12 protein-coding genes are annotated in these 12,868 nt (G+C 63.0%); 7 read left to right on the forward strand and 5 right to left on the reverse strand.

Annotation, left to right across the window (positions count from 1 at the left end; genetic code table 11):
* Nucleotides 1-4 precede the first annotated feature (4 nt).
* Nucleotides 5-1,357 (forward strand): nucleobase:cation symporter-2 family protein, encoded by a 1,353-nt coding sequence (locus tag D7I37_RS11645; RefSeq protein WP_061796075.1) that lies wholly within the window; start codon nt 5-7, stop codon nt 1,355-1,357.
* Nucleotides 1,358-1,394: 37 nt separating this feature from the next.
* Here the strand turns inward: D7I37_RS11645 and D7I37_RS11650 are convergent, their stop codons facing one another.
* Entirely contained in the window at nt 1,395-2,168 is a 774-nt protein-coding gene (locus D7I37_RS11650; protein ID WP_061796077.1) for an amidohydrolase, read from the reverse strand.
* Complete coding sequence (locus D7I37_RS11655; protein ID WP_061796078.1) at nt 2,156-3,316, reverse strand: pyridoxal phosphate-dependent aminotransferase; 1,161 nt, start codon at nt 3,314-3,316, stop codon at nt 2,156-2,158. The genes D7I37_RS11650 and D7I37_RS11655 overlap by 13 nt, the downstream gene beginning before the upstream one ends.
* A 161-nt stretch (nt 3,317-3,477) precedes the next feature.
* Between D7I37_RS11655 and D7I37_RS11660 the strand changes: the two genes are divergently transcribed.
* From D7I37_RS11660 to D7I37_RS11670, 3 genes are read left to right on the forward strand one after another with little or no spacing between them, the layout of a single operon-like run.
* The gene (locus D7I37_RS11660; protein WP_129543704.1) at nt 3,478-4,092 is read left to right on the forward strand and encodes a methylthioribulose 1-phosphate dehydratase; all 615 of its coding nucleotides are present in this window, start codon (nt 3,478-3,480) and stop codon (nt 4,090-4,092) included.
* Nucleotides 4,089-4,778 carry an acireductone synthase gene (gene mtnC / locus D7I37_RS11665; RefSeq protein ID WP_061796083.1) on the forward strand — a complete coding sequence of 230 codons (690 nt, stop codon included), beginning with the start codon at nt 4,089-4,091 and terminating at the stop codon, nt 4,776-4,778. Before D7I37_RS11660 ends, mtnC begins: the two co-directional genes overlap by 4 nt.
* On the forward strand, nt 4,775-5,317 hold the full coding sequence (locus tag D7I37_RS11670; protein WP_061796085.1) for an acireductone dioxygenase: 543 nt from the start codon (nt 4,775-4,777) through the stop codon (nt 5,315-5,317). The genes mtnC and D7I37_RS11670 overlap by 4 nt, the downstream gene beginning before the upstream one ends.
* Before the next feature lie 16 nt (nt 5,318-5,333).
* Here D7I37_RS11670 and mtnA read toward each other — a convergent pair whose 3' ends face one another.
* Entirely contained in the window at nt 5,334-6,362 is a 1,029-nt protein-coding gene (gene mtnA, locus D7I37_RS11675) for an S-methyl-5-thioribose-1-phosphate isomerase (protein WP_061796086.1), read from the reverse strand.
* Between the two features lie 147 nt (nt 6,363-6,509).
* Here mtnA and mtnK point away from each other — a divergent pair, with 147 nt between their 5' ends.
* A complete protein-coding gene (mtnK, locus tag D7I37_RS11680) occupies nt 6,510-7,709 on the forward strand; it encodes an S-methyl-5-thioribose kinase (RefSeq protein WP_061796088.1) in 1,200 nt (399 codons plus the stop codon).
* 103 nt (nt 7,710-7,812) lie between these two features.
* Here the strand turns inward: mtnK and fadE are convergent, their stop codons facing one another.
* Nucleotides 7,813-10,269, reverse strand: coding sequence for an acyl-CoA dehydrogenase FadE (gene fadE, locus D7I37_RS11685; protein ID WP_061796107.1), 2,457 nt, complete (start codon nt 10,267-10,269; stop codon nt 7,813-7,815).
* Nucleotides 10,270-10,514: 245 nt separating this feature from the next.
* Between fadE and lpcA the strand changes: the two genes are divergently transcribed.
* Nucleotides 10,515-11,096 carry a D-sedoheptulose 7-phosphate isomerase gene (lpcA, locus tag D7I37_RS11690; protein ID WP_015671083.1) on the forward strand — a complete coding sequence of 194 codons (582 nt, stop codon included), beginning with the start codon at nt 10,515-10,517 and terminating at the stop codon, nt 11,094-11,096.
* A gap of 101 nt (nt 11,097-11,197) precedes the next feature.
* On the forward strand, nt 11,198-12,001 hold the full coding sequence (locus tag D7I37_RS11695) for a class II glutamine amidotransferase (RefSeq protein WP_129543705.1): 804 nt from the start codon (nt 11,198-11,200) through the stop codon (nt 11,999-12,001).
* Here the strand turns inward: D7I37_RS11695 and dpaA are convergent.
* Nucleotides 11,936-12,703, reverse strand: coding sequence for a peptidoglycan meso-diaminopimelic acid protein amidase (gene dpaA / locus D7I37_RS11700; protein WP_061796112.1), 768 nt, complete (start codon nt 12,701-12,703; stop codon nt 11,936-11,938). The genes D7I37_RS11695 and dpaA overlap by 66 nt on opposite strands.
* Between the last annotated feature and the right edge of the window lie 165 nt (nt 12,704-12,868).

Genomic DNA, 12,868 nt, shown 5'->3' on the forward strand with positions numbered 1-12,868 from the left:
GCCTATGGCTCTGTCTCAGGATAAGGGCGCGGCTTCGTGCTGCCCGGAAGATGAAAAACTGCCGCTGGGAAAAACCTTTGCCTACGGCCTGCAGCATATTTTGACCATGTACGGCGGCATCATCGCGCCGCCGCTGATCATCGGCTCCGCCGCCGGATTGAACGCGCCGCAGATCGGCATGCTGGTGACGGCGGCGCTGTTCGTCAGCGGGCTGGCGACGCTGTTGCAGACCCTGGGCGTGCGCGGCTTCGGCTCGCGGTTGCCCCTGGTGCAGGGCGTTTCCTTCGCCGGGGTGGCGGCCATGGTGACCATAGCGACCGGCGACGGCGGGCTGCCGGCGGTGTTCGGCGCGGTGATCGCCGCTTCGGTGGTCGGCTTGCTGATCGCGCCGTTCTTTGCGCAGATTATCCGCTTCTTTCCCCCGGTGGTGACCGGCTGCGTGGTGACGGCGATTGGCCTGTCGCTGATGCCGGTCGCGGTGCGCTGGGCGATGGGCGGCAAGGCCGGCGCGGCGGACTGGGGATCGACCGGCAATATCGGCCTGGCGGCCTTCACGCTGGCGGTGATTTTGCTGCTGAACAAGGTCGGGTCACCGGCGCTGAAGCGGCTGTCGGTGCTGCTGGCGATGGTGGCCGGCTGCGCGGCGGCGGCACTGACGGGCAAGCTGAGCTTCGCTGCGCTGGGCGAGGGGCCCTGGCTGGCGTTTCCCGAGCCGTTCGCCTACGGCTGGCCGACCTTCGAGCCCAGCGCCATTCTGTCGATGCTGCTGATCGTGCTGGTATTGCTGACGGAAACCACCGCCGGCCTGATGGCGGTCGGCGAGATCGTCGGTTCGCCGGTGGACTCGCGCCGCATCGCCAACGGCCTGCGCGCCGATATGCTGTCCAGCGCGCTGTCGCCGGTGTTCAATTCGTTTCCGCAGAGCTCGTTCGCGCAGAATATCGGGCTGGTGGCGATCTCCGGCGTGAAGAGCCGCTTCGTGGTCAGCGCCGGCGGCGCGATCCTGGTGTTGCTGGGGCTGTTGCCGGTACTGGGCCGGCTGGTGGCCTGCATTCCGCTGCCGGTGTTGGGCGGCGCCGGCGTGGTGCTGTTTGGCTCGGTGGCCGCCAGCGGCATTCGCACGCTGGCGAAAGTCGATTACAAGGACAACATGAATCTGGTGGTGGTGGCGACGTCCATCGCCTTCGGCATGATCCCGATCGTGATGCCGACGTTCTACGATCGGTTCCCGCACTGGGTGCGCACCCTGCTGCATTCCGGCATCAGCGCGGCCTGCCTGGCGGCGTTGTTGCTGAATCTGCTGTTCAACCGGGTCGGCCCTGCGGAGAAAAACGCGGCGGAAGAGGAGCTTTCCTGAAAGGTGCGGGCGCAGCGGGCTGCGCCCGGGCGGGATATCAGTCGTGGCGCAGGAAGCTGTCGGCATCGCGCCAGGCGGGGAAGGCGCTGCGGTAGCCCTGCAGGTTTTCCAGCGACAGCTCGGCGTCCAGCCGCGCGGCCGCGCCGGCTTCGGCATCGGCCAGGATTTCGCCCTGCGGGCTGAGGATCAGGCTGTCGCCGCTGTAGTCCAGGCCGTTGCCGTCTGCGCCGACGCGGTTGCAGCCGGCCACGTAGACCTGATTTTCAATCGCCCGCGCCGCCAGCAGCGTTTGCCAGTGTCTGCTGCGCGGCGCCGGCCAGTTGGCGACGTACAGCGCCAGATCGTAATCCTGCTGGTAGCGCGACCACACCGGGAAGCGCAGGTCGTAGCAAATCTGCGGCAGGATGCGCCAGCCGCGCCATTCGAAAATCTCGCGGCGTTTACCGGCCTGATAATGCAGGTGTTCGCCGGCCATGCGGAACAGATGGCGTTTGTCATAGGCATGCACCCGGCCGCCCGGCTCCACCAGCAGGAAGCGGTTGACCGCGCCCTCGGCGGTTTTCAGCGCCACGCTGCCGCCTACCAGCGCGTGGGTTTTCACCGCCCAGCCATGCAGCCAGTCGATCACCCGCTGTTCAGGCAGCGCGCTTTCGCCGGCGTCCATGGCGAAGCCGGTGGTGAACATCTCCGGCAGCACGATCAGGTCACGGCCGGCGATCGGGGCCAGCAGGGCGTCGAAATGGCGCAGGTTGGCGGCGCCGTCGCGCCAGACCAGCGGTTGCTGCAACAGGGTGATTTTTAAAGTCGACATAACCGCTCCGCAGCTGCATCCAGCGTGTCGTCCTGTTTGGCGAAGCACAGCCGGATCAATTTATGGGGGAAAGGATCGGCACAGAAGACCGACAGCGGAATGGCCGCCACGCCTGCGTGCTCGGTTAACCAACGGCAGAACGCCACATCGTCCAGATCGGAGATGGCGCCGTAATCCGCCAGCAGGAAGTATGTACCTTCGCAGGGCAAAATTTCCAGTCGGCTGTTCGCCAGCGCCTGCACAAAGCGGTCGCGTTTGGCGCGGTAGAACGCCGGCAGCCGTTGCCAGTGCTGCGGTTCGGCGCGCAGCATATCCGCCAGCGCCAGCTGGGCCGGGGTATTGACCGCGAAGGTCAGGTATTGGTGCACCTTGCGCACTTCGGCGCTCAGCGCGGTCGGCGCCACGCAGTAACCGACTTTCCAGCCGGTCATGTGGAAGGTTTTGCCGAACGAAGAGACGGCGATCGCCCGTTGGCGCAGCTGCGGGTGGGCCAGCACGCTGGCGTGTCCGCCCCTGGCGAAGCAGATATGCTCGTAGACCTCGTCGCTGAGCACGTAGATTTCATGCTCGGCGATGGCCTGCCACAGCTGCTGCAAATCTTCCGCCTGCCAGGCGGTGGCGGACGGGTTGTGCGGCGTATTGACGATCACCAGACGGGTACGCGGCGACAGCAGCCCGGCGAACTGCCGCCAGTCGACGCTAAAGGCCGGCGGCTGCAGGGCGATGCGTTTCAGCGTACCGCCGGCCAGCGTGACCGCGGGCGCATAGCTGTCGTAGCTGGGATCAAAGCAAATCACCTCGTCGCCGGGCCGCACCAGCGCGCTGATGGCGGCGAACAGCGCTTCGGTCGCGCCGGCGGTGACGGTCACTTCGCTATTGGCGTCCGGCTGCCAGCCATACAGCCGGGCGGTTTTCTCGGCGATGGCCTCGCGCAGCGGCGCGACGCCGGTCATCGGCGCATATTGGTTGGCGCCCTGGGCGACGTGCCAGGCGAGACGCTCTTTCAGGTAGTCCGGGCCATCGAAATCGGGGAAGCCCTGCGACAGGTTGATCGCCTGATGCTGCTGCGCCAGCGCGCTCATCTGGGTAAAGATGGTGGTGCCCAGTGCAGGCAGTTTGCTTTCGGGAATCAATGCGGAAGTGCTCATGGTCGGCTTAAACTCCTGGCGCTTATGTTGCCGTCAATATAACACGATGTTAGTATTTGGCAATCAAGACGCTTAGATGGCTAAATGCGGGGCGGATCTTGCCGCGACGCCGGTCATTCTAAGCCGCATCGGCTGGCGACTTCACAGATCGGGATACGATAATGACGGATAATCCGCAACTTACAGCACTATTGGCCGCCTGCCACTGGATTGGCGAAAAGGGCTGGTGCCCGGCGACCGGCGGCAACATGTCGCTGCGCCTCGACGATGAGCGGTGCCTGGTCACCGAATCCGGCAAGGACAAGGGCAGCCTGACGGCGGCGGACTTCCTGCGGGTGGATACCGCCGACAACCACGTGCCGAGCGGCCGCACGCCCTCGGCGGAGACCGGTCTGCATACCCTGATTTACCGCCTGTACCCGCAGATTGGCGCGGTGCTGCATACCCATTCGGTCAACGCCACCGTGCTGTCGCGCGTCGAGCGCAGCGAAGCGCTGGTGCTGCAGGGCTATGAGATGCAAAAATCGCTCGGCGGGCAGAACAGCCACCTGGATCGCGTGGCGATCCCTATCTTCGACAACGATCAGGATATTCCGCGGCTGGCGGCGCGCGTGGCGGCCTATGCGGAAACCACGCCGCTGCAGTACGGTTTTCTGGTGCGCGGCCACGGTCTGTACTGCTGGGGCCGCCAGGTGGCGGAAGCCCGCCGTCATCTTGAAGGGCTGGAATTCCTGTTCCAGTGTGAACTGCAACGCCGCTTACTGGAGGCGAAATGATCCGCGCCATCGTGACCGATATTGAAGGCACTACCAGCGATATCCGCTTTGTGCACCAGGTGCTGTTTCCCTATGCGCGCGCGCGGCTGGCGGATTTTTTGCGCCAACACGCCGATGACCGCGAGGTGGCCGCGCCGCTGGCCGCCCTGCGTCAGGAGCTTGGGCAACCCGAGGCGGGCATCGAATCGCTGACAGCCGCGCTGTACCGCTTTATGGATGAAGATCGCAAGTCCACCGCGCTGAAGGCGCTGCAGGGCATCATCTGGCGCAGCGGCTATCTCAGCGGCGATTTCCGCGGCCATCTGTACCCGGAGGTGGCCGGCCAACTGGCGACCTGGCAGCGGCAGGGGCTGCGGCTGTACGTTTACTCCTCCGGCTCGGTGGAGGCGCAGAAGCTGTTGTTCGGCTACAGCGAAGCCGGCGATCTGCAGCCGTTGTTCAGCGGCTATTTCGACACCCGCGTCGGCGCCAAGCGCGAAACCGCTTCGTACCGCAATATCGCCCAGGCCATCGGCCTGGCGCCCGATGAGCTGCTGTTTTTGTCCGACATTCATCAGGAGCTGGACGCCGCCCAGGCCGCCGGTTGGCATACCTGCCAGCTGATCCGCGATCAGGCGGACGCACAGAGCCGGCACCCGCAGGTTAACCGTTTTGATCAGATTGATTTAGGGGAGTTTGCCTCATGAGTGGATTGACCATTTTTAGCGATCGGCAGCCGCAGCAGCCGCTGTGGCAGAGCCAGGATGCGGAGGCTATTCAGCAACGGCTGGCGCAAATCGGCGTGCGTTTCGAGCGCTGGCAGGCGGATCGCGAGCTGGGCGATAACCCGCAACCGGCGGCGGTGATCGCCGCCTATCAGCATGAAATCGACCGGCTGGTGGCGGAAAAAGGCTATCAGAGCTGGGATGTGATCAGCATGCGGCCGGACAACGAACAGCGGCAGGCGTTGCGCGACAAGTTCCTGTCGGAACACACCCACGGCGAAGACGAGGTGCGCTTCTTCGTCGAAGGCGCGGGGCTGTTTTGCCTGCATCTGGACGGCAAGATCTTCCAGATCCTGTGCGAGAAGAACGATCTGATCTCGGTGCCGGCCAACACCCGCCACTGGTTCGATATGGGATCGGCGCCCAACTTCACGGCGATCCGCGTATTCGATAACCCGGAAGGCTGGGTGGCGCATTTCACCGGCGACAACATCGCCGACGCCTACCCGCGTCTCGACTGAGTCACCTGCGCGGGCGTTACCCTAACGCCCGCTGAAAAATCCCGTCCTTGACCTGCTGTGGCGTAATCACGCCGCTGTCGAATACCCAACCGTCGATCAGCGCCGCCGGCGTCACGTCGAAGGCCGGGTTATACACCGGCGCATCGAGCGGCGCCCATTGGCATGTGCCGAAGCTGCCGGACACGCCGGTGACCTCGGTTGCCGCGCGTTGCTCGATCGGAATGGCCGCGCCGTTCGGGCAGTGCGGATCGTGGGTGGTGTGCGGGGCGGCGACGTAGAACGGAATGCGGTGATAGCGCGCCAGCACCGCCAGGCTGTAGGTGCCGATTTTATTGGCCACGTCGCCGTTGGCGGCGATGCGGTCCGCGCCGACCCACACGGCGTCGACCTGGCCCTGCGCCATCAGGCCGGCAGCCATCGAATCGCAAATCAGCCGGTAGGGGATGCCCAGTTCGCCCAGCTCCCAGGCGGTCAGGCGGCCGCCCTGCAATAATGGCCGAGTTTCATCGACCCACACCTGCTGCACCTTGCCCTGTTGATGGGCGCGCAGCAGCACGCCGATGGCGGTGCCGATGCCGGCGGTCGCCAGCCCGCCGGTGTTGCAATGGGTCAGCAGACGGCTGCCGGGCGGTACCAGCTCTGCGCCGTGATCGGCGATGCGATCGCACAACCGGCGGTCTTCCTCCACCAGCCGCAGCGCTTCCTCCGCCATCGCCGGCGCCCAGTCCGGCCTTTCCAGCGCCTGCTTCATGCGGTCCAGATTGTTCATCAGGTTCACCGCCGTCGGCCGGGCGGCGCGCAGCGTTTGCAACGCCTGCTCCAGCTCGCCGCGCGGCAGCCCGCGCTCCGCCAGCAGCGCCAGCAGCAGACTGGCGGACAGGCCAATCAACGGCGCGCCGCGGACCCGCAGGCTGTGGATATGCCCCACCAATTCTTCCACGCTGTCGCAGGCGCGCCACTGCTTTTCCTGCGGCAGGGCTTGCTGATCGAGGATCCAAAGTCGGTTGTCACGCAGGGTCAAACTGGTGGTGTTAAGCGCTTGCATCGGCAGTTAATTCCTTGTTGCGTAGTTATTGCATCTGGAAAGCTATTCTGCCAACATGACTTCCGGATGTATAGACGTCCAAATGCTTTTACGTCTAAAAAATACTGTCGCCGTGTCCGTGAGCGAGAGAGAACAGAGGGGTTGGGAATGTCGCTTTATCGTACGTTTACTGCTGCCGATGCCGTTGAGTATGCCCGTCAATATGGGCAGGTGGCCGATCCGCAGGCGCTGGTGAGCGCCGATGAAATTGGCGACGGCAATCTGAATCTGGTGTTCAAGATCCGCGACCGCGGCGGCGTGAGCCGGGTGATCGTCAAGCAGGCGCTGCCCTATGTCCGCTGCGTGGGCGAATCCTGGCCGCTGACCCTGGACCGGGCGCGCATCGAGGCGGAAACCTTGCTGATCCACGGCGGCTTCTGCCCGCGGCACACGGTGAAGGTACTGCATCACGATCCTGAGCTGGCGGTGATGGTGCAGGAAGATCTTTCCGACCTTCGCATCTGGCGCAGCGAGCTGGTGCAGGGCAACTACCATCCGCTGGCGGCGGGGCAGCTGGCGGAATATCTGGCGCAAACCCTGTTCCACACCTCCGACTTTTACCAGCCGGCCCAGCAGAAGAAGGCCGACGTCAGCCGCTTTACCAACCCTGAACTGTGCCAGATCACCGAAGACCTGTTTTTTACCGATCCTTATGTCGAGCACGAGCGCAATCAGTTTGACCCGGCGCTGCTGCCGCAGGTGCAGGAGCTGCGCACCGATGCGGCGCTGAAGCTGGCGATCGCCGGGCTTAAGCACCGCTTCCTGAGCAAGGCGGAGGCCCTGCTGCACGGGGATATTCACAGCGGTTCGATCTTTGTCGGCGAAGGCCGGCTGAAGGCGATCGACGCCGAGTTCGGTTTCTACGGCCCGATCGGCTTTGACGTCGGCACCGCGTTGGGCAATTTGCTGCTGAATTATTGCGGGCTGCCGGGCCTGTTCGGGCCGCGCGACGCCGCCGCCGGGCGCGAACAGCGCCTGCAGGACGTGCGCGAGCTGTGGCTGATTTTCGCCGATCGCTTCCTGTCGCTGTGTCATCAGCGCAGCCGCGAAGCGGCGCTGGCGACGCCGGGTTACGCCGAACAGTTCCTGCAGCAGGTGTGGGCTGATGCGGTGGGGTATTGCGGCAGCGAGCTGATCCGGCGCACCATCGGCCTGGCCCACGTCGCCGATCTGGACAGCATCGGCGACGCCGAGATGCGTCTCGAATGCCAGCGCAATGCGCTGGGGCTGGGCCGCGCGCTGATCGTCAATGCGCCGCAGATTGAGCATATCGATGCCCTGCTGGCGCGTATCCGGCAGCACGGCTGACAAGGCGGCTGCTCATGGGGCTGGTCCGACACCACCAACGGGCGGAGCCGAAAAAGAAACAGGGGCGATAATTATCGCCCCTGGGTGAACCGGCTTAACGCCGTTATGCCGCTTCGGTATGCTGTTGGCGCTTAGACGGCGCCGCCGGCTTTTCCGGCTTGCTGGCCGCCAGCGCATCCGGCGCGAAGTCATCGACGTTGATGGAGCGCAGGCGGCTTTCCTCGGCTTTCACCAGGATCTGCGCTTCGTCGGCGCTGATCTTGCCTTCTTCCAGCGCGCGTTCGGCTAGGCGATCCAGGCGGGTGAACGGCAGGTTTTTGCCGGCCGCTTTGCACAGGCGTTCGTGGATTGGCTCGGCGGCGATCACGTCCGCCAGCGCGGCTTCCAGCAGGCCGACCGGGTTATGCTCGCTCGGCGTCAGGTACTGGCCGCGGCCCAGGCGGCTGCGGGTGGCGGAAGGCACCTGCAGGATTTTAGCCAGCTGGTGGTCCAGACGATCGGACGGCGCGGTGTGCACGCGGCCGAACGGGAACACCACCAGACGCATGGCCCCGGCGATAAAGCGGTTCGGGAAGTTGCGCAGCAGGTCATCCAGCGCCTGTTCAGCCTTGTGCAGGCTGTCCTGTACGCTCCAGTGCACCAGCGGCAGGTCTTCCTTCTGGCGGCCTTCGTCGTCAAAGCGTTTCAGCGCCGCCGAAGCCAGGTACATCTGGCTGAGGATGTCCCCCAGGCGGGCGGAGATGCGCTCGCGGCGCTTCAGGCTGCCGCCCAGCACGCCCATGGAAACGTCCGACAGCAGCGCCAGGTTGGCGCTCAGACGGTTCAGCTGCTGGTAATAGCGGCGGGTCGCGTCCTTGGTCGGCGTGGCGCTGGTGCGGCCGTTGGTCAGGCCCAGCCAGAAGCTGCGCACCTTGTTGCTGCCGACGTGGCCCAGGTGGCCGAACAGCAGCTTGTCGAAGGCGTTCAGATCGTTGCTTTGCGCCGCCGCCATTTCATCCAGCACGTACGGATGGCAGCGGATGGCGCCCTGGCCGAAGATCATCATGGTGCGGGTCAGGATGTTGGCGCCTTCCACCGTGATGGCGATCGGCGCACCCTGATAGGCGCGGGCCAGGAAGTTGGATTCGCCCAGCATGATGCCTTTGCCGCCGGCGATGTCCATCGCGTCGACAATCGACTGCTGGCCCCTGTGGGTGCAGTGGTATTTAACGATGGCCGACAGCACCGCCGGTTTCTCGCCCTGCACCAGGGCATAGGTGATCAGCGAAGCGGCGGCGTCCATCACGTAGGTGTTGCCGGCGATGCGCGCCAGCGGCTCTTCGATGCCTTCCATCTTGCCGATGGAAATCTTGAACTGACGGCGAATGTGCGCGTAGGCGCCGGTCGCCAGCGCGATAGACTTCAGGCTGCCGGTAGAGTTGGACGGCAGGGTGATGCCGCGGCCGACCGACAGACATTCAACCAGCATGCGCCAGCCCTGGCCGGCCATTTTCGGGCCGCCGATGATGTAGTCGATCGGCACGAACACGTCGGTGCCGCGGGTCGGGCCGTTCTGGAACGGCACGTTCAGCGGGAAGTGGCGGTTGCCGATTTCCACCCCCGGCGTGCCGGTCGGGATCAGCGCACAGGTGATGCCCGGCGACGCGTTGTCGCTCAGCAGGTGGTTGGGGTCGTACAGCTTGAAGGCCAGGCCCAGTACGGTGGCGACCGGCGCCAGCGTGATGTAGCGTTTGTTCCAGGTCAGGCGCATGCCCAGCACCTGCTGGCCCTGCCACTCGCCCATGCACACGGTGCCGACGTCCGGAATGGCGCCGGCATCCGAGCCCGCTTCCGGGCTGGTCAGGGCGAAGCAGGGGATTTCGTCGCCGCGCGCCAGGCCCGGCAGGTAGTGATCTTTCTGTTCATCGGTGCCGTAGTGCTGCAGCAGTTCGCCCGGGCCGAGGGAGTTCGGCACGCCGACGGTGATCGCCAGGATGCCGGAAACGCCGGCCAGCTTTTGCAGCACGCGCGCCTGAGCATAAGGAGAGAACTCCAGGCCGCCGTACTCTTTCTTGATGATCATCGCGAAGAAGCGGTGCTCTTTCAGGTACGCCCACAGCTCCGGCGGCAGATCGGCCAGTTCATGGGTAATCTGGAAGTCGTTGGCCATGCGGCAGGCTTCTTCCACCGGGCCATCGATAAACGCCTGCTCTTCCGCCGTCAGCTGCGGTTTCGGGTAGTTGTGCAGCTTGTTCCAGTCCGGCGCGCCGCGGAACAGATCGCCTTCCCACCAGGTGGTGCCGGCGTCGATCGCCTCTTTCTCGGTGGTGGACATCGGCGGCATTACCTTGCGGAAAGCGCGCAGCGCCGGCGCAGACAGCAGGGAGCGGCGCAGCGAGGTGAGGTTCAGCGGCAGCAGGACAATCGCCAGCGGCAGCAACAGCCAGAAGCTCCACAGGCCGATGGCGCCCATGGCGGCGGTGTAGGCCACCAGGATCAGGCTGCTGAGGGTAAGGTTCACTCGGTGGTAAAACACCACGCCAATGAGTGCCAGTAAAACGACAATACTAAGAACCATCATAAGAAGCTCCGAAGTAGTAAGAGGTCTGACCTGTTGTGTATATGTAATAGGTTTTAGTACAAGCCCAGATTTTTATCAATGCATTTACAGTTTAATTACAACTCAGGTCACAAACCGACAGCACCAATCATCAAAAACCTCACCGGCCCCTCAACCGCGGCGCTGTTTGGTGGACAGTGCTTCTCGGTTTTTCCTCGATCCGGTACACTGCGGAGCGGAAGATTGACGATAACAAGAGGTTCCTCATGTACCACGACCTTATTCGCAGTGAACTGAACGAAGCGGCCGATACCCTGGCGAAATTTATCAGCGACGACGCCAACATCGATGCCATTCAACGCGCCGCCGTCCTGCTGGCGGACTCCTTTAAAGCCGGCGGGAAGGTGATCTCCTGCGGCAACGGCGGTTCCCATTGCGACGCGATGCACTTCGCCGAAGAGCTGACCGGCCGCTACCGCGAAAACCGCCCGGGCTACCCGGCAATCGCGATTTCCGACGTTAGCCACCTGTCCTGCGTCAGCAACGACTTCGGTTACGACTACGTGTTTTCACGCTATGTGGAAGCGGTCGGCCGTGAAGGCGACGTGTTGCTGGGCATTTCCACCTCCGGCAACTCGGGCAACATCATCAAGGCGATTGAAGCCGCGCGCGCCAAAGGGATGAAGGTGATCACCCTGACCGGCAAAGACGGCGGCAAGATGGCGGGTTCCGCCGACGTGGAAATCCGCGTGCCGCACTTCGGCTACGCCGACCGCATTCAGGAAATCCACATCAAAGCGATTCACATCTTGATTCAACTGATCGAAAAAGAGATGGTTAAGGCTTAATGGCCTCCGGGGGGCCGCGGCCCCTCATTAATTAGAGTCCGGGCGCCTTATGCCGCGTCCGTACAGATAGACGGTGTCAGTGTGGTTAAGGAGTGCTGGCGATGTGTGAACTGCTCGGGATGAGCGCAAACGTACCCACCGATATTTGCTTCAGCTTTACCGGGCTGGTACAGCGCGGCGGCCGCACCGGGCCGCATAAGGATGGCTGGGGCATTACCTTCTATGAAGGGAACGGCTGCCGCACGTTCAAGGATCCGCAGCCGAGCTTCAACTCGCCGATTGCCCGCCTGGTGCAGGACTACCCGATAAAATCCTGCGCGGTGGTGTCCCATATTCGCCAGGCCAACCGCGGCGAAGTGGCGCTGGAGAACACCCACCCCTTTACCCGCGAGCTGTGGGGCCGCAACTGGACCTACGCGCACAACGGCCAGCTCAAGGGCTATCGCCGGCTGGAAACCGGCACTTTCCGCCCGGTCGGCCAGACCGACAGCGAATACGCCTTCTGCTGGCTGCTGCATCAGCTGGCGCTGAAATACCCGCGCACCCCCAGCCATTGGCCGGCGGTATTCCGCTATATCGGGCTGCTGGCGGATCAGCTGCGCAAGAAAGGGGTATTTAATATGCTGTTGTCGGACGGGCGCTTCGTGATGGCCTACTGCTCCACCAACCTGTATTGGATCACCCGCCGCGCGCCGTTCGGCAAGGCCACGCTGCTCGATCAGGACGTTGAGATTGATTTTCAGCGGCAGACCACGCCTAACGATGTGGTCACGGTGATCGCCACCCAGCCGCTGACCGCCAACGAAACCTGGCACAAAATCGAGCCAGGCGAGTTCGCGTTATTTCACTTCGGTGAGCGGCTTGTTCTGGGCGAAGGGATTGGTGTTGGGCGTCGGGCTGGCTGACGCGTACTGCGTCATCTGGCCGCTGCTCATCAGCGGTTGCCCCAGCACATACTGGCCGTTAGCCACGCCCACCATCGGCGGCTGATGGTTTTTGGCGAAGTAGTCATAGCCCGGCTTCAGCTGGCGCCAGAAGGCGATATAGCTCGATGAGCCGTGGCGCTTCAGGTTCTGCTCGGTCATGCGGAACGGATAAATGCTGATGTCGACGCGGCTTTGGCCATAAGCGAATGCGGCTTCAACGTAGCGGTAAATCTCGTCCATATAGGTGTTGGTCATGGCGTAACAACCAATCGATTTACATTCCCCGTGGATCATCAGATAGGCGCCGGAATAACCCTGCGACCGGTCATAATCATTTGGGAAACCGATATTGATCGCCCGATAATACTTGCTGTCGGGTTTCAGATGGCGTGCGTCGACGCTATAAAAGCCTTCAGGACTTTTAAAGTCGCCTTCACGGCGTTTTGGGCCCAGGCCGCCGGAGAAATTACAGATGGGGAACGCGTTGACCAGACGGAATTCGTTGCCCATTTTGGCATACAATTCCAACCTGCGTTCCTCTTTGAAGATCTGAATATAGACCGGCGAACCCAATAATTGCTGTTTAACTACCGGCGTCTCGGGTACCTGCTCGCTGGCGCTGCAGGCCGTGATCATCGGCATGGAAACAAGCATCGCAAACAACAGCGCGATTTTGCTCATTATTATTCCTGCTTATATTTATGTGCTGGCTTAATGAATGCAGGCCAACGTGCCACTGATTATTGTTTTACTGCTGCAAAACACCGTCAGATTACCAGCGTGTTTATTTTTAGCAATATGCGATATGTATAAAAAAACGACAAACCTCGATAAAAGTGAATCGAC

Source organism: Serratia sp. 1D1416, assembly GCF_003641105.1.
Lineage (GTDB): Bacteria > Pseudomonadota > Gammaproteobacteria > Enterobacterales > Enterobacteriaceae > Serratia > Serratia ficaria.

What these genes read in the sequence shown, in the direction of transcription:
- mtnK (WP_061796088.1), top strand. Translation starts at nt 6,510, where the DNA reads ATGTCGCTTTATCGTACGTTTACTGCTGCCGATGCCGTTGAGTATGCC.
- lpcA (WP_015671083.1), top strand. Translation starts at nt 10,515, where the DNA reads ATGTACCACGACCTTATTCGCAGTGAACTGAACGAAGCGGCCGATACC.
- D7I37_RS11660 (WP_129543704.1), top strand. Translation starts at nt 3,478, where the DNA reads ATGACGGATAATCCGCAACTTACAGCACTATTGGCCGCCTGCCACTGG.
- D7I37_RS11650 (WP_061796077.1), bottom strand. Translation starts at nt 2,168, where the DNA reads ATGTCGACTTTAAAAATCACCCTGTTGCAGCAACCGCTGGTCTGGCGC.
- D7I37_RS11670 (WP_061796085.1), top strand. Translation starts at nt 4,775, where the DNA reads ATGAGTGGATTGACCATTTTTAGCGATCGGCAGCCGCAGCAGCCGCTG.
- D7I37_RS11695 (WP_129543705.1), top strand. Translation starts at nt 11,198, where the DNA reads ATGTGTGAACTGCTCGGGATGAGCGCAAACGTACCCACCGATATTTGC.
- D7I37_RS11645 (WP_061796075.1), top strand. Translation starts at nt 5, where the DNA reads ATGGCTCTGTCTCAGGATAAGGGCGCGGCTTCGTGCTGCCCGGAAGAT.
- fadE (WP_061796107.1), bottom strand. Translation starts at nt 10,269, where the DNA reads ATGATGGTTCTTAGTATTGTCGTTTTACTGGCACTCATTGGCGTGGTG.
- mtnA (WP_061796086.1), bottom strand. Translation starts at nt 6,362, where the DNA reads ATGCAAGCGCTTAACACCACCAGTTTGACCCTGCGTGACAACCGACTT.
- dpaA (WP_061796112.1), bottom strand. Translation starts at nt 12,703, where the DNA reads ATGAGCAAAATCGCGCTGTTGTTTGCGATGCTTGTTTCCATGCCGATG.
- mtnC (WP_061796083.1), top strand. Translation starts at nt 4,089, where the DNA reads ATGATCCGCGCCATCGTGACCGATATTGAAGGCACTACCAGCGATATC.
- D7I37_RS11655 (WP_061796078.1), bottom strand. Translation starts at nt 3,316, where the DNA reads ATGAGCACTTCCGCATTGATTCCCGAAAGCAAACTGCCTGCACTGGGC.